Below are 23,654 nucleotides of genomic sequence, written 5' to 3'. Positions count from 1 at the left end.
CTCAAGGTGTCTCGAGCCGCCACAGGGCGACGACCTTGCCCAGCAGTCGGCAGTCGGGCGTGTAGGGGGTCGGGGTGGCGTCGTCCTGGCGCTGGAAGGTCAGCTCGCCCTTGGCGTCCTGCTGGACCCGGCGCAGCGCCAGTCGGCCGGCTTCCTCGATCAGGTAGAGGCCCGGCTGGCGGAATATCTCGCTGGGCGCGATGGCGGCCAGGTCGCCCGCGTTCAGGTAGTCGAGCGCCTCGCCGGGGGCCGGTGTCACCAGATGGCAGTCGCCGTCCCAGCGCTGGCCGGGGGTGAGTTCGATGGGCAGCTCGATGCCCTTGGCCTCGGTGCCCTCCCAGGGGGGCGGGCCATCGGCGCGCAGAAACAGCGGTGCCGGCCGGCTGGTGTCGTTGTCGAGCAGCGCGGAGAGCGGGCAGCCGAGGGCGCCGGCCAGCGCGACCAGCCGCTCGTGCCCGATCTGCTTGATGGCCCCGGATTCCCAATAGGAGATGGTGACGTCAGAGACGCCGACTCGGCGGGCCAGGGCGGCCTTGTTGAGGTTGGCCTCCAGGCGGAGTTGTTTGATCCGTGGGCCGAGTGTTTCCATGAACGTCGTCCTGTCTGAGGTCGTCTACGAGATGGGGCATGGTCTGCGATTGCTCGAGACTGTGCAATAGCGAGCATCAACGTTATGACCGCCGTCCCGCCCGAACGTCACCATGCGATGGGTTGGTCGTCCCAATCACGGAAACCGCCGGAGTCTGCCGGTGAGCGCCTGCTCAGTACCGTGATCAGATGGTCTGCCACGAAGGCCGGTGTGAATAGCTTGCCTTCGGGTACGCGGCTCTGGAAGGGGGTCGACAGGTCGGTGTCGGTGGTGCCGGGGTGCAGGCAGGTGAGGCAGGCATTGGGATTGAGGCGACGCAGCTCTACCGCGGCGGTCTTCATCAGCATGTTATGGGCGGCCTTGCTGGCACGATAGGCATACCAGCCGCCCAGCCGGTTGTCCTCGATGGAGCCGACCCGGGCCGAGAGGCTGCCGATCAGCGCGGTGTGACGCCCCTTGAGCGAGGGTGTCAGGGCCTTGAGCAGCAGGACCGGGGTGGCGGCGTTGACGTGGAACAGCCGGCTCAGGGCGTCGGCGTCGAGGTCGTCGAGTTTCTTCTCCGGCGCGATGCCGTCGGCGTCGTCATGCAGCATGCCCAGCGCGTTGAGCACCAGGTGCAGCGGCTGGCCGTCGAGGGCGTCGGTCAGCGCGGCCAGGCCGTCCGGGGTGGTCAGGTCCAGGACGTGAGCGGTCAGCCTCGGATCGTCGCGGCTGACCGCTTGCCGGCTGACGACGTGCAGGCGGGCCAGGCGCGGGTCGTCCAGCAGGGCGTCGACCAGGGCCGCGCCGATGCCGCCGGAGGCGCCGGTGACCAGGGCCTGGTAGTCGTCGGGTAGCTGGGGAAGCATGGTGCTCCTCGTTCCGTGGAGTTCAGTGATGGACCATCGGCATCGCCAATGATTCCACGGTGCGGCTGCCGGCGCCACGCGAGGCGCGTATAATGCTCGCCATTCCTCTGGGGCCTTGCGGCGGCGTGGCGTTTCATGACCGGGCCGGCAAGGCGACCAGGATTCCATTCTCCCGACCGGACCAAGGACGACATGACCGTACGTACCCGTATCGCGCCGTCTCCCACCGGCGATCCCCATGTGGGAACCGCCTACATCGCCCTGTTCAACCTGTGCTTCGCCCGTCAGCACGGCGGCGAGTTCATCCTCCGCATCGAGGATACTGACCGGGTGCGCTCGACCGCTGAGTCGGAGCAGATGATCCTCGATTCCCTGCGCTGGCTCGGTCTGGAGTGGGACGAGGGCCCCGATGTGGGCGGCCCGCACGGCCCCTACCGGCAGAGTGAGCGCGGCGACATCTACGCCGAGCATGCGCGCAAGCTGATCGAGTCCGGTCATGCCTTCAAGTGCTACCGCACCAGCGAGGAGCTCGACGAGCTGCGCGAGACGCGCAAGGCCGCCGGCCTGCATCTGGCGCTGAAGCCGGCCGATCTGGCGCTGCCCGAGGAAGAGATCGCCCGCCGCGAGCGCGAGGGCTGGCCTCATGTGGTGCGCATGCACGTGCCGGCCAGCGGCACCTGCGTGGTCGATGACATGCTGCGCGGCACCATCGAGGTCGACTGGGCCCAGGTGGACGCCCAGATCCTGCTCAAGTCCGACGGCATGCCGACCTATCACCTGGCCAACGTGGTCGATGACCACCTGATGGGCATCACCCACGTGCTGCGTGGCGAGGAGTGGATCAACTCCGCGCCCAAGCATCAGCTGCTGTACGAATACTTCGGCTGGCCGATGCCGACGCTGTGCCACATGCCACTGCTGCGCAATCCGGACAAGTCGAAGCTCTCCAAGCGCAAGAACCCGACCTCGATCAACTACTACCGTCGCATGGGCTTCCTGCCCCAGGCGGTGACCAACTATCTCGGCCGCATGGGCTGGTCGATGCCGGACGAGCGCGAGAAGTTCACCCTCGACGAGATGATGAGCCACTTCGACGTGCAGCGGGTCTCGCTGGGCGGGCCGGTGTTCGACCTGCAGAAGCTGAGCTGGCTGAACGGCCTCTACATCCGCGAGGACCTGGACGACGATGCCTTCCTCAAGGCGCTGCGCGACTGGGCCTTCAACGAGGAGTACGTGCGCCAGATCCTGCCGCAGGTGCGGCCGCGGGTGGAGACGCTGTCCGACGTGATGCCGCTGGCCGGCCACTTCTTCTCCGGCGTGCCGGCGATCGAGGAGGGCGACTTCGATGCGGTCAAGCTGGGGCGCGAGGATCTGGTCAAGCTGCTGCAGTTCCTGACCTGGCGCCTCGAGACCGTGCCCGCCTGGCACAAGGAGGCCCTGCTGGCCGAGGTCAAGGCGCTGGCCGCGCACTTCGAGCTCAAGATGAAGGACTTCCTGGCGCCGGTGTTCATCGCCATCACCGGCTCCGTCGCCAGTACCTCCGTGATGGACGCCATGGCGATTCTCGGCTCCGACATGACCCGGGCGCGCCTGCGCCACGCCATCGCGGTGCTGGGTGGCGTCTCGAAGAAGCAGGTCAAGCGCTTCGAGAAGGAGTATCGGGAGCTGTAAGCCATAAGCTGTAAGCTTGAAGAAACCCCGCCAGGCCAAGGCCGAGGCGGGGTTGCCGAGGCCGGGCAGCAACACCGGCGTAGGCCGTGCCCGTCTTCCAGCTTCAGGCTTACAGCTTAAAGCTCTCGTGCGAAGCGCGAGGGGTTGACGAAGGCGAAGGGAATCAGTACTATGCGCCTCGTCTTCACGACATGTGGGGCCTTAGCTCAGCTGGGAGAGCGCAACACTGGCAGTGTTGAGGTCAGCGGTTCGATCCCGCTAGGCTCCACCAATCACGTCATCGAAGATGATGCGTCCCATTCGTCTAGTGGTCCAGGACACCGCCCTTTCACGGCGGTAACAGGGGTTCGAACCCCCTATGGGACGCCACTCCAATCTCTATCTCCCCGGACGCCATGAGCGTCTTTTTTTGTCTCCGTCCGAGGCGCTTTATGGCGCTGGTTCGCGCGAGAGTCATGCTTTCTTCCTACATAAAGGCTCTGTAAGGCCTTGACTTGTCCACTTGAGCGGTTCCTGTCGTAACATTGTTCACAGGATCGCCTCGTAGGCCCGTGGTTATGGGCTTGGCAGATTAGTTCTTATAAATCAAAGGGTTGGGTGCGGTCAAAAATTGACCAATCTGAGCGCGACCCGCTATCCATGGCGATTCTGGGCGATTCCTCAAGGGTTTTGAACAGGCTTATCCACAGAATGTGTGGAAAACGCTGCGAAACGGCGTCAGTGCCATGACAGCGGTGGAGAAGCGGGGCTCGCGCTCTGCTTGGCCGTCTCCGCGCTAGGCCGTGAGCGGGGCAGGGCGGTGCTGGTGACGTCGCCCATGACGGATGTCGCTGGGGTGTCGGAATGGCCCGGAGAGGGCGTCGACGCGAGGCGCCGGTGTTCAGGGTGGGGGCAGGCGTTGGCGTCTTCTGCGGCGCTTCTGAGGCGCCTGGGGCGAGTGGCTGTGGGAGGCAGTGGAGAGCGAGGAGTTGGAGCGTGGCGGGGTCGGGCAAGCGGTCGCGCTCCTCGATCGGCGCCGGCCGGCGTCGAGCATGGAGAGGGCTGTCCGCCGGGGAGGGTGATCTCGGGTCAGAAACGCAAGAAGGCCGCCCTGAGGGGCGGCCTTCGTTGTCAGGGCGAGTCGTTCGCCGATTACTTGGCGGGGTAGTCGCGCTGGGTGTGGCCGGTGTAGAGCTGGCGGGGACGGCTGATCTTGTAGCTGTCGCTGAGCATCTCGTGCCAGTGGGAGATCCAGCCGATGGTGCGGGACACCGCGAAGATCACGGTGAACATGTTGGTCGGGATGCCCATGGCCTTGAGAATGATGCCGGAGTAGAAGTCGACGTTCGGGTAGAGCTTGCGCTCGACGAAGTACTCGTCCTCCAGGGCGATCTGCTCGAGGCGCTTGGCGATCTTGAGCTGCGGGTCGTCGGCCTTGCCGAGCTGGGCCAGGACCTCGTCGCAGGTTTCCTTCATGACCTTGGCGCGCGGGTCGAAGTTGCGGTATACGCGGTGGCCGAAGCCCATCAGCTTGAACGGATCGTTCTTGTCCTTGGCCTTGTCGATGAAGCGCTGGATGTTCTCTTCGGAGTCGTCGCCGATCTCGTCGAGCATGTTCAGCACGGCCTCGTTGGCGCCGCCGTGGGCCGGGCCCCACAGGGCGGCGATGCCGGCGCTGATGCAGGCGAACGGGTTGGCGCCGGTGGAGCCGGCCAGGCGCACCGTGGAGGTGGAGGCGTTCTGCTCGTGGTCGGCGTGGAGCATGAAGATGCGATCCATCGCCTTGGCGAATACCGGGTTGATCTCGTAGTTCTCGCACGGATTGCTGAACATCATGTAGAGGAAGTTCTCTGCATAGTTCAGGTCATTGCGCGGATAGACGAACGGCTGGCCCACGTTGTACTTGTGGGACATGGCCGCGATGGTCGGCATCTTGGCGATCAGGCGGATGGCGCTGATCTCGCGGTCTTCCTGCTTGGTGATGTCCAGGTGGTCGTGGTAGAAGGCCGCCAGGCCGCCGACCACGCCGCAAAGGATCGACATCGGGTGGGCGTCGCGACGGAAGCCCTTGAAGAAGTTGGCCAGCTGCTCGTGGACCATGGTGTGATGGGTGATGCGGCCGGCAAATTCGTCATACTGGGCCTTGTCGGGCAGCTCGCCGAACAGCAGCAGATAGCACAGTTCGACGAAGTCGGACTGCTTGGCCAGCTGGTCGATGGGGTAGCCGCGATGCAGCAGCACGCCCTGGCCGCCATCGATGTAGGTGATGGCGGACTGGCAAGAGGAGGTCGCCATGAAGCCGGGATCGTAGGTGAACAGGCCCTCGGCACCCAGGCCGCGAACGTCGATGACATCTGGCCCCGCAGCCCCCGAGTAGACCGGCAGCTCGATCGATTTCTCCAGGCCTTCTACCGTCAGCGTTGCTTTCCTGTCAGCCATAACTGGCCTCCTCTCGAGTTCATGGTGGCGCGATAAGTCGTGATTTCGCGGAACTTGCCTGCGAAAAGGTTCGCCCACTATAGAAGCGTCTTTTCGATTGTCAATTCATCCATCGATGTTGGTGTGCTGTATTGGAGTGGATTTATGTATAATCCTTGTCGCACATATGGTGCTTTGCACCATGGTGGTGCCATACGCCGCCTGGCAAGCACATGAGACTGGGAAAGCGCCGAGAGGTGGAATTTTTTACGCCAATCGTGGGCTGCCACCATGGTCTAGTTGGCAAGCTAGTGATTTGTCATCGATGCAGGCATGGCCCTATAATCCTGTCCCGCGACTGGCAGGAACAGGGAGATCGTGACCCGCAAGGCATGATCGTTCTCCTTCCCGAAACCACCGCCCGTGTCGGGCTCTCCTCGAGTGCCCAGTGACGGGCCAAGAGAGTGTGTAGAGAGCCGTGAATAGCAAACGACCCGTAAATCTGGATCTGTCCACGATACAGTTCCCCCTCCCCGCCCTGACGTCGATCGCTCACCGCATCACCGGCGTCATTCTCTTCATCGGCCTGATCTTCGGCTTCTGGGCACTGGATGCTTCCTTGTCGTCCCCCGAAGGCTTCGCTGCCGTCAGCGATGCGCTGGCTCACAACATCCTGGCCAAGCTGATCGCCTGGGGGCTGCTGTCTGCCCTGGCGTTCCACTTCGTGGCCGGCGTGAAGCACCTGCTGATGGACGTCGACATCGGTGTGACCCTCGAAGGTGGCGTCAAGAAGGCGCAGATCACTGTCGTGGCAAGCGCGGTCCTGATCATTCTGGCTGGAGTCTGGGTATGGTAACCAACATCACGAACTTCGGACGCAGCGGGCTGTCCGATTGGCTCGTTCAGCGCGTCTCGGCCGTTATTCTGGCCCTCTACACACTCTTCATCGTCGGCTACCTGCTGGTCCATCCCGGTCTCGACTACGCGACCTGGAGCGGGCTCTTCGGCCACACCTGGATGCGAATCTTCTCGCTGCTGGCCTTCGTGTCCCTGTCCGCCCACGCCTGGGTGGGGCTGTGGACCGTGACCACCGACTATCTCAAGCCGACCGGCATCCGCATTGCCGTCCAGACCGTCATCATCCTGGCCATCTTCGTGTTCCTGGTCTGGGGTATTCAAGTTCTGTGGGGAGCCTGATCCATGTCCAACATGCGTAGCCTGACCTTCGACGCCATCATCATCGGCGGTGGCGGTTCCGGCCTGCGGGCCGCCCTCGAGCTGGCCAAGTCCGGCAAGAAGACCGCCGTGCTGTCCAAGGTCTTCCCGACTCGCTCGCACACCGTGTCCGCCCAGGGCGGCATCACCTGTGCCATCGCTTCCGCCGACCCCAACGACGACTGGCGCTGGCACATGTACGACACCGTCAAGGGCGGCGACTACATCGCCGACCAGGACGCCGCCGAGTACATGTGCTCCGAAGGTCCGAAGGCGGTCTTCGAGCTCGAGCACATGGGTCTGCCGTTCTCCCGCTTCGACAACGGTCGCATCTATCAGCGCCCGTTCGGCGGCCAGTCCAAGAACTTCGGTGAAGGCGGTCAGGCGGCCCGTACCTGCGCCGCGGCGGACCGTACCGGCCATGCCCTGCTGCATACCCTTTACCAGAACAACCTGAAGAACAATACCACCTTCCTCAACGAGTGGTACGCCGTCGACTTGGTCAAGAACGCCAACGGCGACGTCGTCGGTTGCATCGCCATGGACATCGAGTCCGGTGAAGTGGTGCACATCAAGTCCAAGGCCACCGTGCTGGCCACCGGCGGTTCCGGCCGCATCTATGCCTCCACCACCAACGCCCTGATCAACACCGGCGACGGCATCGGCATGGCGCTGCGCGCCGGCTTCCCGATGCAGGACATGGAGATGTGGCAGTTCCACCCGACCGGCATCTACGGCGCCGGTACCCTGGTGACCGAGGGTTGCCGCGGCGAGGGTGGCTACCTGGTCAACAAGGACGGCGAGCGCTTCATGGAGCGTTACGCGCCCAACGCCAAGGACCTGGCCGGCCGTGACGTGGTCGCGCGTTCCATGGTCATGGAGATCCTCGAGGGTCGTGGCTGCGGCGAGAACGGCGATCACGTCTACCTCAAGCTCGACCACCTGGGCGAGGAAGTCCTCGGCAAGCGCCTGCCGGGCATCGTCGAGCTGTCCAAGACCTTCGCCCACGTGGATCCGGCCAAGGAGCCGATCCCGGTGGTGCCGACCTGCCATTACATGATGGGCGGCGTGCCGACCAACGTGCACGGCCAGGCGATTATGCAGGACGGCGACGGCAACGATCAGATCGTCAACGGCCTCTACGCCGTCGGCGAGGCGGCCTGCGTGTCGGTCCACGGCGCCAACCGCCTGGGCGGCAACTCGCTGCTCGACCTGGTGGTGTTCGGTCGCGCGGCCGGCATGTTCATCGAGAGCGCGCTCAACGAGGGCATCGAGTACCTGGCGGCCAGCGAGTCCGACGTCGAGTCGGCCATGACGCGCATCAACCGCTGGAACGAGTCCGAAAGCGGCGAGACCGTCCCCGAGCTCAAGCGTGCACTGCAGGACATCATGCAGAACGCCTTCGGCGTCTTCCGTCAGGAAGAGAATATGCAGAAGGGCGTCCAGCAGCTGGCCGAGCTGCGTGAGCGCATCAACAACGCTTACCTGCCGGACAAGTCCAACACCTTCAACACCGCCCGGGTCGAGGCGCTCGAGCTCGACAACCTGATGGAGGTCGCCGAGGCCACCGCCATCGCGGCCCTCGAGCGCAAGGAGAGCCGTGGTGCCCACTCACGCTACGACTACCCGGATCGCGACGACGTCAACTGGCTGAAGCACTCCATGTATTTCCCGGCCGAGAAGCGCCTGGGGCAGCGTGATGTGAACTTCGCGCCCAAGACCGTCGATATGTTCGAACCGAAAGTCCGTACCTACTGAGGGGAGTCACGATGTCCACGCTTCAGGTATCCCTGTACCGCTACAATCCCGAGACGGACTCCGCCCCCTACATGGAGGAGTTCCAGGTCGACACCCAGGGCCGCGACCTGATGGTGCTCGACGTCCTGCACCTGGTGAAGGAGCAGGACAACGGCCTGGCCTATCGTCGCAGCTGCCGCGAGGGTGTGTGCGGCTCCGACGGCATGAACATGAACGGCAAGAACGGCCTGGCCTGCATCACGCCGCTGTCCGACGTGGTCAAGAAGGGCAAGCTGACCCTGCGTCCGCTGCCCGGCCTGCCGGTCATCCGTGACCTGGTGGTCGACATGGGGCTGTTCTACCAGCAGTACGAGCGCATCCAGCCGTACCTGCAGAACGATACCCCGGCGCCGGCCATCGAGCGTCTGCAGTCGCCGGAGGACCGTGACAAGCTCGACGGCCTCTACGAGTGCATCCTGTGCGCCTGCTGCTCGACCTCCTGCCCGTCGTTCTGGTGGAACCCGGACAAGTTCGTCGGTCCGGCCGGTCTGCTGCAGGCCTATCGCTTCCTCGCCGACTCCCGCGACGAGGCGACACGCGAGCGTCTGGAAGGCCTTCAGGACCCGTTCAGCGTGTTCCGCTGCCGCGGCATCATGAACTGTGTGGCGGTGTGTCCGAAGGGGCTCAATCCCACGCGCGCGATCGGCAAGATTCGCGAGATGCTGCTGGCGGATGCCACTTAAATCGTGGGCCGGGGCTTGTTATCATACGTTTCAGGCTGCGACGTGCTGTCGCAGTCTGGCCCCCGGTGAGACGTCCGAAGCCGGTGCCTCGTGCACCGGCTTCTGAGCATAGAAAAACAGGTGACCGCCCCGCCGGCTGGCTACCTAACTGATGTCGCCACGGGTGAGCCGTGACGGCCGACACCACCCCATCAGTGCAGGGTGACCGAGAGATGCAACAAGGCATAATGGAGTTGATGTGGCGCTCCTCCCATGTCAGTGGCAGCAATGTCCACTACGTGGAAGCGCTCTACGAGCAGTACCTCGATGACCCCTCTGCCGTTCCCGACGAATGGCGTCAGTACTTCGATCAACTGCCGAGACCCGATGGCAGCGCCACTCAAGACGTTCCGCTTGCCCCTACCCGCGAACAGTTCTACCAGCTAGGCCGCCAGCGCCGCACCGCCCAGACCGCGTCCGCCGCTTCCGAGAGCGACGAGAACCGCAAGCAGGTCAAGGTGCTGCAGCTGATCAACGCCTATCGCTTCCGCGGACACCAGAAGGCTGATATCGATCCCCTCGATCTGCGTAGCCCGACCCCGGTGCCCGACCTGGATCTGTCCTTCCACCAGCTCTCCAAGGCCGACCTGGATACCGAATTCCAGACCGGCTCTCTGTTCATGGGCGCCGACAAGGCACCGCTGAAGCAGATCGTCGAGGCGCTGGAGCAGACCTACTGCCGCAGCATCGGCTGCGAGTTCATGCACATCGTCGACACCGAAGAGAAGCGCTGGCTGCAGCAGCGTTTCGAGTCGGTGCGCTCGGCGCCGACGTTCAGCGAAGACGTCCGCAAGCATGTCTTCGAGCGGCTCACCGCCGCCGAGGGTCTCGAGAGCTATCTGGCCTCCAAGTACCCGGGCACCAAGCGCTTCGGCCTGGAGGGCGGCGAGTCCTTCATCCCGATGATGGACGAGCTGATCCAGCGCGCTGGCGGCTATGGTACCAAGGAAGTCGTGATCGGCATGGCCCACCGCGGCCGTCTCAACGTGCTGGTCAACATCCTGGGCAAGAACCCGTCCGAGCTGATCGACGAGTTCGACGGCAAGAAGCTGGTCGAGCGCGGCTCCGGTGACGTGAAGTATCACCAGGGCTTCAGTTCCAACGTCATGACCCCGGGCGGCGAAGTCCACCTGGCCATGTCGTTCAACCCTTCCCACCTGGAGATCGTCGCGCCGGTGGTCGAGGGATCGGTGCGGGCCCGCCAGGACCGTCGCAACGACACCGACGGCGGCAAGGTGCTGCCGATCAACGTCCATGGCGACGCGGCCTTCGCCGGCCAGGGCGTGGTCATGGAGACGTTCCAGATGTCCCAGACCCGCGCCTACCGGACCGGCGGCACGGTGCACATCGTGATCAACAACCAGGTGGGCTTCACCACGTCCCACCCGGAAGACTCGCGCTCCACCGAGTACTGCACCGACATCGCCAAGATGGTTCAGGCGCCGATCTTCCACGTCAACGGCGACGATCCGGACGCCGTGCTGCACGCCACCCAGGTGGCACTGGACTACCGCCAGCAGTTCAAGAAGGACGTGGTCATCGACCTGGTGTGCTACCGTCGCCGCGGCCACAACGAGGCCGACGAGCCGTCCGGCACCCAGCCGATGATGTACAGCAAGATCAAGAATCATCCGTCCTCGCGCGCGCTGTACGCCGAGCGCCTGGTGAAGGAGGGGCTGTACTCCGAGGATGAGGCCAAGGCCACCATGGAAGGTTATCGCGACGACCTGGTCGCCGGTAACCACGTGGCCAACGCCCTGGTGCAGAAGCCGAACACCGCGCTGTTCGTCGACTGGAAGCCCTATCTCGGTCACGAGTGGAGCGGCCACACCGACACCAGCTTCGACATGAAGCGCCTGCAGCACCTGGCGGCGCGCATGTGCGAGGTGCCGGACGGCGTCAGCGTGCAGCGCCAGGTCGCCAAGATCTACGACGACCGCCGCAAGATGCAGGCCGGCGGCATGGCCTGCAACTGGGGCTTCGCCGAGACCCTGGCCTATGCCACGCTGCTCGACCAGGGCCACCCGATTCGCCTGACCGGTCAGGACGTGGGTCGTGGCACCTTCTCCCACCGCCACGCGGTGGTGCACAACCAGAAGGACGGCAGCACCTTCGTGCCGCTGCAGCATCTGAGCGATGGCCAGCCGCGCTTCACCATCCACGACTCCTTCCTGTCGGAAGAAGCCGTGCTGGCGTTCGAGTACGGCTACTCCACCACGGCGCCCAACGACCTGGTGATCTGGGAAGCGCAGTTCGGCGACTTCTTCAACGGTGCCCAGGTGGTGGTCGACCAGTTCATCTCCTCCGGCGAGACCAAGTGGGAGCGGCTGTGCGGCCTGACCATGCTGCTGCCGCATGGCTACGAGGGGCAGGGGCCCGAGCACTCCTCCGCGCGCCTGGAGCGTTTCCTGCAGCTGTGCGCCGAGCACAACATGCAGGTCTGCGTGCCGACCACGCCGGCGCAGATCTTCCACCTGCTGCGTCGCCAGGTGATCCGCAAGCTGCGCAAACCGCTGGTGGTGATGTCGCCGAAGAGCCTGCTGCGCCACAAGGATGCCACCTCCAGCCTCGACGAGCTGGCCAACGGCAGCTTCCAGATGGTGATTCCCGACCAGGGCCAGCGCGACGCCGACAAGGTCGAGCGCATCATCCTGTGTGCCGGCAAGGTCTACTACGATCTGGCCAACTGGCGCGAGGAGAACGCCCGCGACGACGTGGCCATCCTGCGTCTCGAGCAGCTCTACCCGTTCCCCGAAGCCGAGCTCTTCGAGGCGATCCAGGCCTACACCAACGCCAGCGAGATGGTGTGGTGCCAGGAGGAGCCGCTCAACCAGGGCGCCTGGTACCCCAGTCAGCACCACATGCGCAGCGTGGCGGAGCAGCTCAAGACGGGCCTGGGCGGCAAGCTCAAGTTCGCCGGCCGCCCGGCATCGGCCGCCCCCGCGGCGGGCTACATGTCCGTGCACACCGAACAGCAGCGCAAGCTGGTGGAAGACGCCTTCAACCTCTAAGGCAGCCCACCGGGACGAGAGAGAACACACAAGGGAAACGACATGGCTACCGAGATCAAGGCACCCACCTTTCCGGAATCCGTTGCCGAAGGCAGCGTGGCCGCCTGGCACAAGAAGCCGGGTGACAGCGTCGAGCGTGACGAGCTGATCGTCGAGATCGAGACCGACAAGGTGGTGCTCGAGGTCGTGGCACCCGAGGCCGGTACCCTGGCCGAGGTGCTGGCGGAGGAAGGCGATACCGTGCAGTCCGAGCAGGTGCTCGGCCGCATCGGCGAAGGCGCGGCCAGCGGCGGCGACAAGGCCGAGGCCGCCAGCGAGGAGAAGAGCGAAGCCAAGCCGGAGGCCGCCCCGGCCGCCGGCGGCGAGGCGCACGAGGTGAAGGCTCCGACCTTCCCCGAGTCCGTCCAGGAAGGCACCGTCGCCAGCTGGAACAAGCAGGTCGGCGAAGCCGTCAAGCGTGACGAGGTGCTGGCCGAGATCGAGACCGACAAGGTCGTGCTCGAGGTGGTCGCGCCGGCCGACGGCGCCCTGTCCGAGATCAAGGCCGAGGAAGGCAGCCAGGTGGCCTCCGAAGAGGTGCTGGCGATCTTCACTGAAGGCGCCGGCGGCGATGCCGCTCCGGCCGCCGGTGAAGGCAAGGCCGCGGCCTCCGCCGACGACGGCGCCAGCGACGAGAAGGTCGGCGACAAGATCCTCGCCCCGGCCGCGCGCAAGCTGGTCGCCGAGCACGACCTCGACGTCGGCAAGCTCGAAGGCACCGGCAAGGGCGGTCGCGTCCTCAAGGAAGACGTGCAGAAGGCGATCAAGGACGGCAGCGCCAAGAAGACCGCCAAGTCCACCCAGCCGGCCGGCGCCAAGGCTGCCGCGGCACCGGCCCCGGCCGTCGAGGGCGAGCGTCCCGAGAAGCGCGTGCCGATGACCCGTCTGCGCAAGACCATCGCCAAGCGTCTGGTCGAGGCCCAGCAGACCGCCGCCATGCTGACCACCTACAACGAGGTGGACATGGGCGCGGTCATGGACCTGCGCGCGCAGTACAAGGACACCTTCCTCAAGGCCCACGACACCAAGCTCGGCTTCATGGGCTTCTTCGTCAAGGCGGCCTCCGAGGCGCTCAAGCGCTTCCCGGACGTCAACGCCTCCATCGACGGCGACGATATCGTCTACCACGGTTACCAGGACATCGGCGTGGCCGTGTCCACCGACCGTGGCCTGGTCGTGCCGGTGCTGCGCGATACCGACAGCATGAAGATCGCCGATGTCGAGAAGGGCATCGTCGACTTCGGCAAGCGTGCCCGTGACGGCAAGCTCGGCATCGACGAGATGCAGGGCGGTACCTTCACCATCACCAACGGCGGCATCTTCGGCTCGCTGATGTCCACGCCGATCCTCAATCCGCCGCAGACCGCGATCCTGGGCATGCACAAGATCCAGGAGCGTCCGATGGCGGTCAACGGCAAGGTCGAGATTCGCCCGATGATGTACCTGGCGCTGTCATACGATCACCGCATGATCGACGGCAAGGACGCGGTGCAGTTCCTGGTGACCATCAAGGAGCTGCTCGAGGACCCGGCCCGTCTGCTGCTGGATGTCTGATCCGCGCCGGTTAACGAGCACAGCGAAACATAACGCAAGGAGCCAACATGGCCGACAAGTTTGATGTCATCGTCATCGGCGCGGGCCCCGGCGGCTACGTGGCCGCCATCCGCGCCGCCCAGATGGGCCTGAAGACCGCCTGTGTCGAGAAGTGGATCGGCAAGGAAGGCAATGTCGTGCACGGCGGGACCTGCCTGAACGTCGGTTGCATCCCGTCCAAGGCGCTGCTGGAGGCCTCCCACAAGTTCGTCGAGGCGCAGCACGACTTCGACGACATGGGCATCGAGGCGGGTGACGTCACCATGGACGTCAAGAAGATGATGGCCCGCAAGGACAAGATCGTTAAGAACCTGACCGGCGGCATCGCCGGCCTGTTCAAGGCCAACGGCGTCACCGCGCTGGAGGGCACCGGCAAGGTGATCGGCAGCAAGCAGGTCGAGGTCACCGACAAGGACGGCAACGCCGCCACCCACGAGGCGGACAACATCGTGGTCGCCGCCGGCTCCGTGCCGGTCGAGATCCCGCCGACCCCGCTGACCGAAGGCCTGATCGTCGACTCCACCGGCGCGCTGGAATTCCAGCAAACGCCGAAGCGTCTGGGCGTCATCGGCGCCGGCGTCATCGGCCTGGAGCTCGGCAGCGTGTGGAACCGTCTGGGCTCGGAAGTCACCGTCCTCGAGGCCATGGACGACTTCCTGCCGATGGTCGACGGCGCCATCGCCAAGGAGACCCAGAAGCTGCTCAAGAAGCAGGGCCTGGACATCAAGCTGGGCGCCCGCGTCACCGGCTCCGAGGTCAAGGGCGACGAGGTCGTGGTCAAGTACTCCGACGCCAAGGGCGAGCAGGAGATCACCTTCGACAAGCTGATCGTCTGCGTCGGCCGCAAGCCGTACACCAAGGGCGTGATCGGTGACGGCGTGGGCGTCGAGCTCGACGAGCGCGGCTTCATCCACGTCGACGACCAGTGCCGCACCAGCGTGCCGGGCGTCTACGCCATCGGCGACTGCGTGCGTGGCCCGATGCTGGCCCACAAGGCCTCCGAAGAGGGCGTGATGGTCGCGGACATCATCGCCGGTCACAAGGCCGAGATGAACTACGACGCCATTCCCAGCGTGATCTACACCTTCCCCGAGGTGGCCTGGGTCGGCATGACCGAGCAGGACGCCAAGGCGGCCGGCATCGAGGTCAAGACCGGCGCCTTCCCGTTCGCCGCCAGCGGTCGCGCCATGGCCAACAACGCCACCGAGGGTCAGGCCAAGGTGATCGCCGACGCCGAGACCGATCGTATCCTGGGCCTGCACATCGTCGGCCAGCACGCCGGCGAGATGATCGCCCAGGGCGTCATCGCCATGGAATTCGGCTCCAGCGCCGAGGATCTGGCGCTGTCCTGCTATGCGCACCCGACCATGTCCGAGGCTGTCCACGAGGCAGCCCTGGCCGTGGAAGGTCACGCCATCCACATGGCGAACCGCAAGAAGCGCAAGTAAGACAACAAGAGCGCCGCCTTCGGGCGGCGCGTCCCTTCCGGCCATGCATCGGAGGGGAGCGGTGGTAGCCGCCGCGCTGCGCCGAGCCGGCGCCCGGGCGACTACCGTTCGAGTCACATGCAACCAATGGCATGAATCGATGAACCTTCACGAGTATCAGAGCAAACAGCTGTTTGCCGACTATGGTCTGCCCGTCTCCAAGGGCTTTGCCGTCGACACCCCCGAGGAAGCGGCGGAAGCCTGCAAGAAGATCGGCGGTGAGATGTGGGTCGTCAAGGCCCAGGTCCACGCCGGTGGCCGCGGCAAGGCCGGCGGCGTCAAGCTGGTCAAGAGCGCCGACGAGGCCAAGGCCTTCGCCGAGCAGTGGCTGGGCAAGAACCTGGTGACCTTCCAGACCGACGAGCACGGTCAGCCGGTCGCCAAGATCCTGGTCGAGAACTGCACCGACATCGCCAGCGAGCTCTATCTCGGTGCCGTGGTCGATCGCGCCACCCGCCGCGTGGTCTTCATGGCTTCCACCGAGGGCGGCGTCGAGATCGAGAAGGTCGCCGAGGAAACTCCGGAGAAGATCCTCAAGGCCGAGATCGATCCGCTGGTCGGTGCCCAGCCGTACCAGGCCCGTGAGCTGGCCTTCCAGCTGGGCCTCGAAGGCGCACAGGTCAAGCAGTTCACCAAGATCTTCCTGGGCCTGTCCAAGCTGTTCCACGACAAGGATCTGGCGCTGCTCGAGATCAACCCGCTGGTGATCACCGAGGAAGGCAACCTGCACTGCCTCGACGCCAAGATCAACCTGGACGGCAACGCCCTGTACCGTCACCCGGACCTGCAGGCCATGCGCGATCCCTCCCAGGAGGATTCCCGCGAGGCCGAGGCCGCGGCATGGGACCTGAACTACGTGGCCCTGGACGGCAACATCGGCTGCATGGTCAACGGCGCCGGCCTGGCCATGGGCACCATGGACATCGTCAACCTGAACGGCGGCAGCCCGGCCAACTTCCTGGACGTGGGCGGTGGCGCCACCAAGGAGCGCGTGGCGGAAGCGTTCAAGATCATCCTGTCCGACGACAACGTCAAGGCCGTGCTGGTCAACATCTTCGGCGGCATCGTGCGCTGCGACATGATCGCCGAGGGCATCATCGGTGCCGTCGAGCAGGTGGGCGTCAACGTGCCGGTCGTGGTGCGTCTGGAAGGTAACAACGCCGAGCTGGGTGCCGAGAAGCTGGCCTCCAGCGGTCTGAACATCATCGCTGCCAAGAGCCTCACCGACGCGGCTCAGCAGGTCGTCAAGGCAGCGGAGGGCAAGTAATGAGCATCCTGATCGACAAGAACACCAAGGTCATCTGCCAGGGCTTCACCGGCGGCCAGGGGACCTTCCACTCCGAGCAGGCGATCGCCTACGGCACCCAGATGGTCGGCGGCGTGACCCCGGGCAAGGGCGGCCAGGAGCACCTGGGCCTGCCGGTGTTCAACACCGTCAAGGAAGCGGTCGAGCAGACCGGCGCCGAGGCCAGCGTGATCTACGTGCCGGCCGCCTTCTGCAAGGACTCCATCCTCGAGGCCGCCAACGCCGGCATCAAGCTGATCGTGTGCATCACCGAGGGCATCCCGACCCTCGACATGCTCGACGTCAAGGTCAAGTGCGATGAGCTGGGCGTGCGCCTGATCGGCCCGAACTGCCCCGGCGTGATCACCCCGGGCGAGAGCAAGATCGGCATCATGCCGGGCCACATCCACAAGCCGGGCAAGGTCGGTATCGTGTCGCGCTCCGGCACCCTGACCTATGAGGCGGTCAAGCAGACCACCGACCACGGCTTCGGCCAGTCCACCTGCGTGGGCATCGGCGGCGACCCGATCCCGGGCTCCACCTTCATCGACATCCTCGAGAAGTTCGAGAAGGATCCGGCCACCGAAGCCATCGTGATGATCGGTGAGATCGGCGGCACCGCCGAGGAAGAGGCGGCCGCCTACATCAAGGAGCACGTCTCCAAGCCGGTGGTGTCCTACATCGCCGGCGTCACCGCCCCTCCCGGCAAGCGCATGGGCCACGCCGGCGCCATCATCGCCGGCGGCAAGGGCACTGCGGACGAGAAGTTCGGCGCCCTCGAGGCGGCGGGCGTCAAGACCGTGCGCTCCCTGGCCGAGATCGGCGACGCGCTGAAGGAAGCCACCGGCTGGTAAGCCGCTGCCTTCGCGACGCGATGCGCAAAGGGCACCCTTCGGGGTGCCCTTTTTCGTGATCGCGGCGAGTGGCTGGGTGAGGGGCTCAGCTCGCTCGGCGGGTGCGGTCGCGCCCCTCGCCCTTGGCGCTCAGCAGTGCCTGGTCGGCGCGGCGGATGGTGTCCTGGTAGGCTTCGGTGGGGCGGTGCTCGGCGACGCCGATGCTGGCGGTCACGGTGGTCGGGCGGTGCGCGTCGTCCAGTGCCAGGTCGAGATGGCGGAGCCGCTCGCCGAGCCGGACGAGCAGCGATTCGGCCTGGTCGAGGCGGGTGTCCGGCAGCACCACAAGAAATTCCTCGCCGCCCCAGCGGCCGCAGAGATCGTCACCGCGCAGCGTGTTCGTCAGTGCGCCGGCCAGGGCGACCAGCGCCCGGTCGCCGGCCGCATGACCATAGCGGTCGTTGATGCCCTTGAAATGATCGATGTCGATTATCGCCAGGCTCAGGGGACGGTCATGCCGGATGGCGCGCGAGACCAGCGTCACCAGCTGCTCGTCGAGACGGCGGCGGTTGAAAAGTCCGGTCAGCGGGTCCAGCCCAGAGGCGTCCTCGAGCTCCTGGTTGCGCTCGAGCAGGAAGTCCTGAAAGCGGTCGGCGATGCGAGACAGCTTGCGCTGACGCTGCTGTTGTCGCTCCAGCTGCTGGCGGGTCGCGTGCAGGTCCTCCTGGGCGCCCTGCTGAAAGCCGTCGGCGATGGCGATCATTCGCTCCAGCCGCTCGCGTTGCGCCAGATGGTGATGATAGAGGCGTCGTAGCGCCTCGTGCAGCGGGTGGTCGCCATGGGCGTCGTCCTGCAGCAGCGCCGCCACCTCGGCGAGCAGGGCCTCGTCCCGGGCGCTCACGTGCTCACCTCGAGCGGGCGAATGGCAAAGGGATAGCTGCAGTCCTCCTTGAACTCCTCGGCCAGCTCGGCGATGCGCTCGTTGCGCGGGTCGTAGCGCCATTCGACGCCGACCTCGCGGCCGCTTTCGTGGGCCTCCTCGAGCAGGTCGAAGATGTCCATCATCGCCTTGACCGAGCTGGTGTTGAGGTAGACGAGCTGCAGGTCCAGCCTCAGGGGGCGTGCTTCCTGCCCCAGGAACGCCTCGACCCAGGTGATGACCTGGTCGAAGAGATCGAAGGAATTCTCCGGATAGGAATCGCCCTGCATCGTGAGCCGGCCTGCCTGCCAGTCGCTCTGGATGGCGGGAGTGGAGGCGCTGCCGGGGAGAGTCAGATCTTGGCTCATGGGGAAAGACCGTTCAGATGGTGGCTGTCAGGCTGAGAAAGCTGCGGCCGGCGGACAGCGGCTGCAGCGAGGCCTCGAGGGGGCGCGATGACTTGCGGGCCATGTCGATCAGTCCCAGGCCGGCACCGCTCGGCGCGGCCTCGTCGCGGGGGCGGCGCAGCTGCTGCTTGTAGGCACGCTTGAGCTCGACGGCATCGAGCCCGGCCAGGCTCTCCACGGCTTCGACCAGGCGCTGGCCGTCGGCGTCTTCCACCAGATTGCCGGCGGAGACCAGATAGCGGCCATCCTCGTCACGGGCCACGGCGACCGTGGCCGTGGCGTCCTCTTCGCCGTAGCCCTGTTCGCGGGCGTAGTGGCGGATGTTCTGGGTCATCTCGATGTAGACGGCGAAGACGTCCATGGCCGAGGAGGGGGCGGCGGACTGGCTGTTCAGGTAGTTGCGCAGCGCATGGCCGATCTCCTCGATCAGGCTGCGCGAGATCGGGCCGTTGAAGCACAGCATGATGCGCTGCTGAAGGTAGGTGTCGCGCAGGGTCAGCAGATCCATGACGTCTCCGGGTCAGGTGGGTGAGGCGTGAGCGAGCGCGCCGTCATCGGGTGGCGTGTCGAAGCGGAAGCATAGCAGGGTGATGTCGTCGCGCTGGGCGTGATCGCCTCGGTAGGCGTCCAGCTCCGCCTCGAAGGCGGCGATCTGGTCATCCAGCGTGGCGTCGGCATGGCGCTTGAGCATGGCCTCGAAGCGGCGGTTGCCGAACCCGAAGCCGTGTTCGCCGCCGGCCTGATCGAGGAAGCCATCGGAACACAGCGAGTAGGTCCAGCCCCGGCGCAGCGGCATGATGTGGTTCTCGTGCACCATGGTGCGCTTCTGGCCCAGGGCGCGCTTGCCGCCAGGATGTACCTCGAGATGCGCGCCGTCGCTGGCGTAGAGCGACATCTTGGCGCCGGCGAAGGTCAGGCGCCCGGCGTCGCGCTCGACCCACACCAGGCCCATGTCCATGTTGGTGGCGATCGAGGCCGGCAGGCTCTCGCGCTGCAGGGTGGCGCGGTTCTGGCGGTCGGTCTCGTTGAGAATGGCCGCCGGGTCGTCGGCGCCGACCTTGAGGATGGCGTGGTCGACGATGGCCCGGGCCAGCATGGTCATCAGCGAGCCGGGGACGCCGTGGCCGGCGCAGTCGATGACGCCCATCAGGTAGCCGGCCTCGGTGGCGCGGAAGACGTAGATGTCGCCGCCGACCTGATCCCGCGGGCGCCACAGCACGGCCTGATGGCCGGCCAGGTGAGTCTCCAGCTGATGGCGGGGAAGGATGGCCCGCTGGATGATGCTGGCGTACTCGAGGGAGGCGTCGATCTGGCGTTGGGCGGCGGCCATCTCGGCGTTGGTGGCCTCGAGATCCCGGGTGCGGTGCCGGACCGTGGCCTCGAGCTCCTGGGTGTGCCGCTCCACCTGTCCGGCCATGTGGGCGAAGGCCCGCGACAGCTCGCCGATCTCGTCGCCGCGTTCGGTGGGCAGGTGGCTGGCGTAGTCGCCGTCGGCGATGGCCTGGGCGGAATGCTGCAGGCGGCGCAGCGGGCCGAGGATCAGTCGCTCGATGCCGTAGGCCACACCGGCCATCAGCAGGGTCAGCACCAGTGCCAGGGCGCCGAGCAGCGCCCAGAACCAGCGGCCTTCGAACACCGGCGCGCTTTCCAGATCGAGAGCCGAAACGAACAGCCACTGCAGCTCGGGAAGGTAGCCCAGCGTCAGGGTGCGGGGCCGACCCTCGAGGTTGAGGTCGAGCTGCAGCACCGTGCCGGGGCGGCGCCGCGCCTCGAGCATGGCATCCTCCAGCCGCTGGCGCTGGGCCGCGTCGTCGACCAGCATCTGAAGGCGCGGCACGTCGCCATCGAGCCGGCGCTGGGTGGCGGAGTTCAGGGCCAGCCGATCGCGGTCCGGGTGCGCCTGTATGGCGCCACGGTTGTCGACGATCATCGGCGTCAGGCCGGGGGCCCTGTCGCGCAGGAAGTCGTCGAGGAAGCGGCTCAGGTCGAGCCCGCCGCCGGCCATGCCCAGTGCCCGGTCGCCGTCGCGTATCGCCACGTTCAGCCACACCTTGGCCAGCCCCAGCTTGCCATCGACGTTGACGTTGATGTTGTAGCTGGCGTTGCTGGCGATGCTATCGAAGTACCAGGCGTCTTCCGGATCGTCGGGCGACAGCCGATAGCGAGGCTGACGGCTCTCGGGCGCCTCGGCGTCGTTGTAGTAGTAGTCGCCGCTGTCATGGTCGACCACGAAGTAGGCGTCACCGCTGAACTGATCGCGAAAGCCCTCGGCCTCGCGGAAGAAGCGATCGCGCCGTTCGACGTCGTCCGTCGCATCCAGCCACTCCCGGGTGACCACCGAGTCGGCGAAGCGGCGCGCCAGGGCCAGCTCACGGGAGACCGGGGCGAGAATCTCCTGCATGTGCAGCAGGGTGTACTGTTCGGCGTAGCGGGTGGCGAAGTGGCGACGCGCCTCATCGACGGCCTGCCAGCCGATCAGCAGCGCCGGTATCAGCGCCAGCAGGCAGGCCAGCAGCAGCGTGAGGGTGGACTGGCCACGCAGTCCCCAGCGTTGGGCCATTGATGGTGTTCCTTGCGCAATTCCGCCCGAAGGTCCGGAGGACGGCTTTGTAATGATTTGTGACTACTATGCCATATCCTGACGGGCAAGAAACTTGGTACCGCGAAGAGATGATCAAGCGTACCCGGCATGAGGCAGGGAATCCGTTGGATTCCCTGCGTGCGGGTGGCGGAATAGAGAGAGGGGAATGCGAGGCGGTACTAGCCGGCCACTTCCTCCACGCTGGTGTTGCCCAGGCCAAGTACCTGAACCTCGAGGGACTGCCCCGATCCGGTCTCGGCGCTCATCTCGGCGGGCAGCTCGTCATCGCCGTAGGCCTTGAAGCTGAAGCGCCAGGCGTCCCCCGGGGACAGGGTGTTGGCGTTGTTGTCCTGCACCCGATAGCCGCCGTCGGCTTCAGCGACGACGCCGTTCCACAGGGTGTCGAGATCGGCGGGCAGGTCGAAACCGACCTGCGGATCGACGATGTCGTCATCGGAGACGTTCTCGATGAAGACCTCGGCCACGTAGCCCGAGGACCACTGGCTGGTGACGTTGCCGGTCACCAGCAGCTCGGCGTCGTCCTCCAGGATGGCGGGCCTGATCCCGTCGCCGTCGAGGATCTCCCCGGGCTCAGGCGCGTCGATGGGGTCGCCGCGGAACAGGTTGCCCGATGCCGTGTGCAGGGTGATGCCATCACCGAAGACCGCGAACTCCATGTCGGTGAGGGTATCCTCGCTGCCCTTGCCGGTGATGATCACGCCGTCATCGGACATCGCGATCTCGTGATCGTCGATGCCGCCGGTATAGCGCGCGGTGTCGACGCCTTCGCCGCCGTCCAGGCGATCGTCGCCGTCGTACCAGTCGTCGCCCGGCCCACCCTGGAGCAGGTCGTTGCCGCTGCCGCCTCGGAGGTGGTCATGGCCCAGGCCACCGTTCAGGTAGACGCCGTCATCAGAGCCCTGTACTTCGTCCGAGCGACGGGTGCCGATCAGGTAGTCGAAGACCACCTCGTTGGCGTCGGGATCGGTCGGCGCACCGAAGCTCTCGCCGTCCTCGTTGACGTAGAGCGCCGGTGACAGCGCGTCCGCCTCGGGATCGCGGATCGATTGCCGCACGTGGACGCTGTTGTCGTGATCCCGGCCGCCGTGGAAGTTCACATCGCGGTCGGTGGAAGCGATCTCGACCTCGTTGCCGGCCGACGAGCGCCAGGAGGCGAACAGCAGGCCGTGGCGCATGCCGCTGTCCTCCAGCCCGGTGAAGACGCCGTCGTAGCTCTCGTGCAGCTCGTAGGCATAGCCGTTGCCGCCGCTTCCCTTGTTGAAGGCGCCATGGGCCTCGAGATCCTCGGCTCTGGTGTCCAGGGCACGGGAAAAACGAAAGGCGGTGGAGGGCCCCTCGATGACCTGAATGTCGTCGAGCCGGGCGTTCACCGTGCCTTCGAGATGTACGGCGTGATAGCCGCTCAGATCGTCCCTGGCGTTCTCGAAGTGCGACGGGTCGGCCTCGCCCAGCTCGAAGTGCAGGCTGAAGCCCTCCAGGGTGACGTCATCGACGCTCTCCAGGCGTTCCACCTGGGTGTCTCCCTCCGCGAAATCGAATCGCACGCCCCGGTCAAGCGTGACCTGATCGCCGTCGATATCGGTGATCCTGGCCATGCTGGTTCGCAGTTCGGCGTACTCGACCTTGCGCCAGGAACTGTCACCGATGTCGTCGAAGAAGGCGTCGTCGTTGTCCTGCCAGATGCGAATGGTATCGCCGATGGAAAGGTCGGAACTGTCATTCAGCGTCAGCCGTCGATCACCGCTGTCGGCATCCGACGACAGGGTGCCGATGCCGGTGTTATCGCTGCCGTCCAGGTGAATCGCCTGGTCGTCATCCCGTGACAGTGCCTCGTCGGTGAAGGTCAGACGCGTCTCGCCGGATCCTGCACCGATCAGGGAGATATCGGAGCGTTCGATGGTAATCGAATCATCGAAGCGAAATTCACCGGCGGAAAGCTGGAAGGTCGTGCCCGAATCGGCTTCCCGTATCAGGCTCTCGAGCTCCTCGGCGGAGGTCGAAGTTTCTACCTCGATTGTCGAACTCATTTATTGAATCCCCTTGTCATGAGGTGGCGAAGATTTAGGGTATTAATACCCTGAATTATCGATAGGTTTTTATCGAAATTCCTAAATTTCTCTGTCGTCATCTTGAGACGAATCCCATGGGTTGAAGTGAGGGTTTGATGACGGTTATTTTTCGGCGTCTGGCGCTACATAGGCGCCATTTTTAGTGTTGTATAAGCAAAAAATAGCGTCAA

General features: G+C 65.3%; 18 protein-coding genes and 2 tRNA genes. 12 read left to right on the top strand and 8 right to left on the bottom strand.

Annotated elements, in window-relative coordinates; translation table 11 throughout:
* Position 1: 1 nt before the first annotated feature.
* Together UN84_RS11705 and UN84_RS11700 are read right to left on the bottom strand one after the other, a co-directional pair.
* The gene (locus tag UN84_RS11705; protein WP_146910370.1) at positions 2-589 is read right to left on the bottom strand and encodes a helix-turn-helix domain-containing protein; all 588 of its coding nucleotides are present in this window, start codon (positions 587-589) and stop codon (positions 2-4) included.
* Positions 590-696: 107 nt separating this feature from the next.
* Entirely contained in the window at positions 697-1,437 is a 741-nt protein-coding gene (locus tag UN84_RS11700) for an SDR family NAD(P)-dependent oxidoreductase (protein WP_046080025.1), read from the bottom strand.
* 192 nt (positions 1,438-1,629) lie between these two features.
* On the opposite strand from UN84_RS11700, the gene gltX reads away from it, so the two are divergent.
* The 3 genes from gltX (at position 1,630) to UN84_RS11685 (ending at position 3,477) form a co-directional block, all read left to right on the top strand.
* Positions 1,630-3,108, top strand: a complete 1,479-nt coding sequence (gene gltX, locus UN84_RS11695) for a glutamate--tRNA ligase (RefSeq protein WP_046080026.1) — start codon at positions 1,630-1,632, stop codon at positions 3,106-3,108.
* Positions 3,109-3,303: 195 nt separating this feature from the next.
* Positions 3,304-3,379: transfer RNA gene (locus UN84_RS11690), tRNA-Ala, on the top strand.
* A gap of 22 nt (positions 3,380-3,401) precedes the next feature.
* Positions 3,402-3,477 (top strand) — tRNA-Glu (locus tag UN84_RS11685).
* Between the two features lie 762 nt (positions 3,478-4,239).
* On the opposite strand, the gene gltA is transcribed toward UN84_RS11685, so the two are convergent.
* On the bottom strand, positions 4,240-5,526 hold the full coding sequence (gene gltA, locus UN84_RS11680; protein WP_046080027.1) for a citrate synthase: 1,287 nt from the start codon (positions 5,524-5,526) through the stop codon (positions 4,240-4,242).
* A gap of 457 nt (positions 5,527-5,983) precedes the next feature.
* On the opposite strand from gltA, the gene sdhC reads away from it, so the two are divergent.
* From sdhC to sucD, 9 genes are all read left to right on the top strand, one after another.
* Positions 5,984-6,361, top strand: a complete 378-nt coding sequence (gene sdhC, locus UN84_RS11675) for a succinate dehydrogenase, cytochrome b556 subunit (RefSeq protein ID WP_046080028.1) — start codon at positions 5,984-5,986, stop codon at positions 6,359-6,361.
* Complete coding sequence (gene sdhD / locus UN84_RS11670; RefSeq protein WP_046080029.1) at positions 6,355-6,702, top strand: succinate dehydrogenase, hydrophobic membrane anchor protein; 348 nt, start codon at positions 6,355-6,357, stop codon at positions 6,700-6,702. Before sdhC ends, sdhD begins: the two co-directional genes overlap by 7 nt.
* Positions 6,703-6,705: 3 nt before the next feature.
* The gene (sdhA, locus tag UN84_RS11665; protein WP_046080030.1) at positions 6,706-8,478 is read left to right on the top strand and encodes a succinate dehydrogenase flavoprotein subunit; all 1,773 of its coding nucleotides are present in this window, start codon (positions 6,706-6,708) and stop codon (positions 8,476-8,478) included.
* 11 nt (positions 8,479-8,489) lie between these two features.
* Positions 8,490-9,200, top strand: coding sequence for a succinate dehydrogenase iron-sulfur subunit (locus tag UN84_RS11660; RefSeq protein WP_035597289.1), 711 nt, complete (start codon positions 8,490-8,492; stop codon positions 9,198-9,200).
* A 212-nt stretch (positions 9,201-9,412) separates the two neighbouring features.
* On the top strand, positions 9,413-12,250 hold the full coding sequence (locus UN84_RS11655) for a 2-oxoglutarate dehydrogenase E1 component (protein WP_046080031.1): 2,838 nt from the start codon (positions 9,413-9,415) through the stop codon (positions 12,248-12,250).
* Between the two features lie 42 nt (positions 12,251-12,292).
* Positions 12,293-13,843 (top strand): 2-oxoglutarate dehydrogenase complex dihydrolipoyllysine-residue succinyltransferase, encoded by a 1,551-nt coding sequence (gene odhB, locus UN84_RS11650; protein ID WP_046080032.1) that lies wholly within the window; start codon positions 12,293-12,295, stop codon positions 13,841-13,843.
* 47 nt (positions 13,844-13,890) lie between these two features.
* Positions 13,891-15,330 carry a dihydrolipoyl dehydrogenase gene (lpdA, locus tag UN84_RS11645; protein ID WP_046080033.1) on the top strand — a complete coding sequence of 480 codons (1,440 nt, stop codon included), beginning with the start codon at positions 13,891-13,893 and terminating at the stop codon, positions 15,328-15,330.
* Between the two features lie 139 nt (positions 15,331-15,469).
* Entirely contained in the window at positions 15,470-16,636 is a 1,167-nt protein-coding gene (gene sucC, locus UN84_RS11640) for an ADP-forming succinate--CoA ligase subunit beta (RefSeq protein WP_016856036.1), read from the top strand.
* Positions 16,636-17,508 carry a succinate--CoA ligase subunit alpha gene (sucD, locus tag UN84_RS11635; protein ID WP_035597275.1) on the top strand — a complete coding sequence of 291 codons (873 nt, stop codon included), beginning with the start codon at positions 16,636-16,638 and terminating at the stop codon, positions 17,506-17,508. Before sucC ends, sucD begins: the two co-directional genes overlap by 1 nt.
* 85 nt (positions 17,509-17,593) lie before the next feature.
* On the opposite strand, the gene UN84_RS11630 is transcribed toward sucD, so the two are convergent.
* From UN84_RS11630 to UN84_RS17480, 5 genes are all read right to left on the bottom strand, one after another.
* Complete coding sequence (locus tag UN84_RS11630) at positions 17,594-18,388, bottom strand: diguanylate cyclase domain-containing protein (RefSeq protein ID WP_046080034.1); 795 nt, start codon at positions 18,386-18,388, stop codon at positions 17,594-17,596.
* The gene (gene siaC, locus UN84_RS11625; protein WP_046080035.1) at positions 18,385-18,774 is read right to left on the bottom strand and encodes a biofilm regulation phosphoprotein SiaC; all 390 of its coding nucleotides are present in this window, start codon (positions 18,772-18,774) and stop codon (positions 18,385-18,387) included. The genes UN84_RS11630 and siaC overlap by 4 nt, the downstream gene beginning before the upstream one ends.
* 13 nt (positions 18,775-18,787) lie before the next feature.
* The gene (gene siaB / locus UN84_RS11620) at positions 18,788-19,321 is read right to left on the bottom strand and encodes a biofilm regulation protein kinase SiaB (protein WP_046080036.1); all 534 of its coding nucleotides are present in this window, start codon (positions 19,319-19,321) and stop codon (positions 18,788-18,790) included.
* 12 nt (positions 19,322-19,333) lie between these two features.
* Entirely contained in the window at positions 19,334-21,373 is a 2,040-nt protein-coding gene (gene siaA, locus UN84_RS11615) for a biofilm regulation protein phosphatase SiaA (protein ID WP_046080037.1), read from the bottom strand.
* A gap of 200 nt (positions 21,374-21,573) precedes the next feature.
* Positions 21,574-23,442, bottom strand: a complete 1,869-nt coding sequence (locus UN84_RS17480; protein ID WP_046080038.1) for a cellulose binding domain-containing protein — start codon at positions 23,440-23,442, stop codon at positions 21,574-21,576.
* Positions 23,443-23,654 lie beyond the last annotated feature (212 nt).

Source organism: Halomonas sp. HG01, assembly GCF_000968715.2.
GTDB lineage: Bacteria > Pseudomonadota > Gammaproteobacteria > Pseudomonadales > Halomonadaceae > Halomonas > Halomonas halophila.
This window is presented reverse-complemented; position numbering and strand designations above follow the sequence as displayed.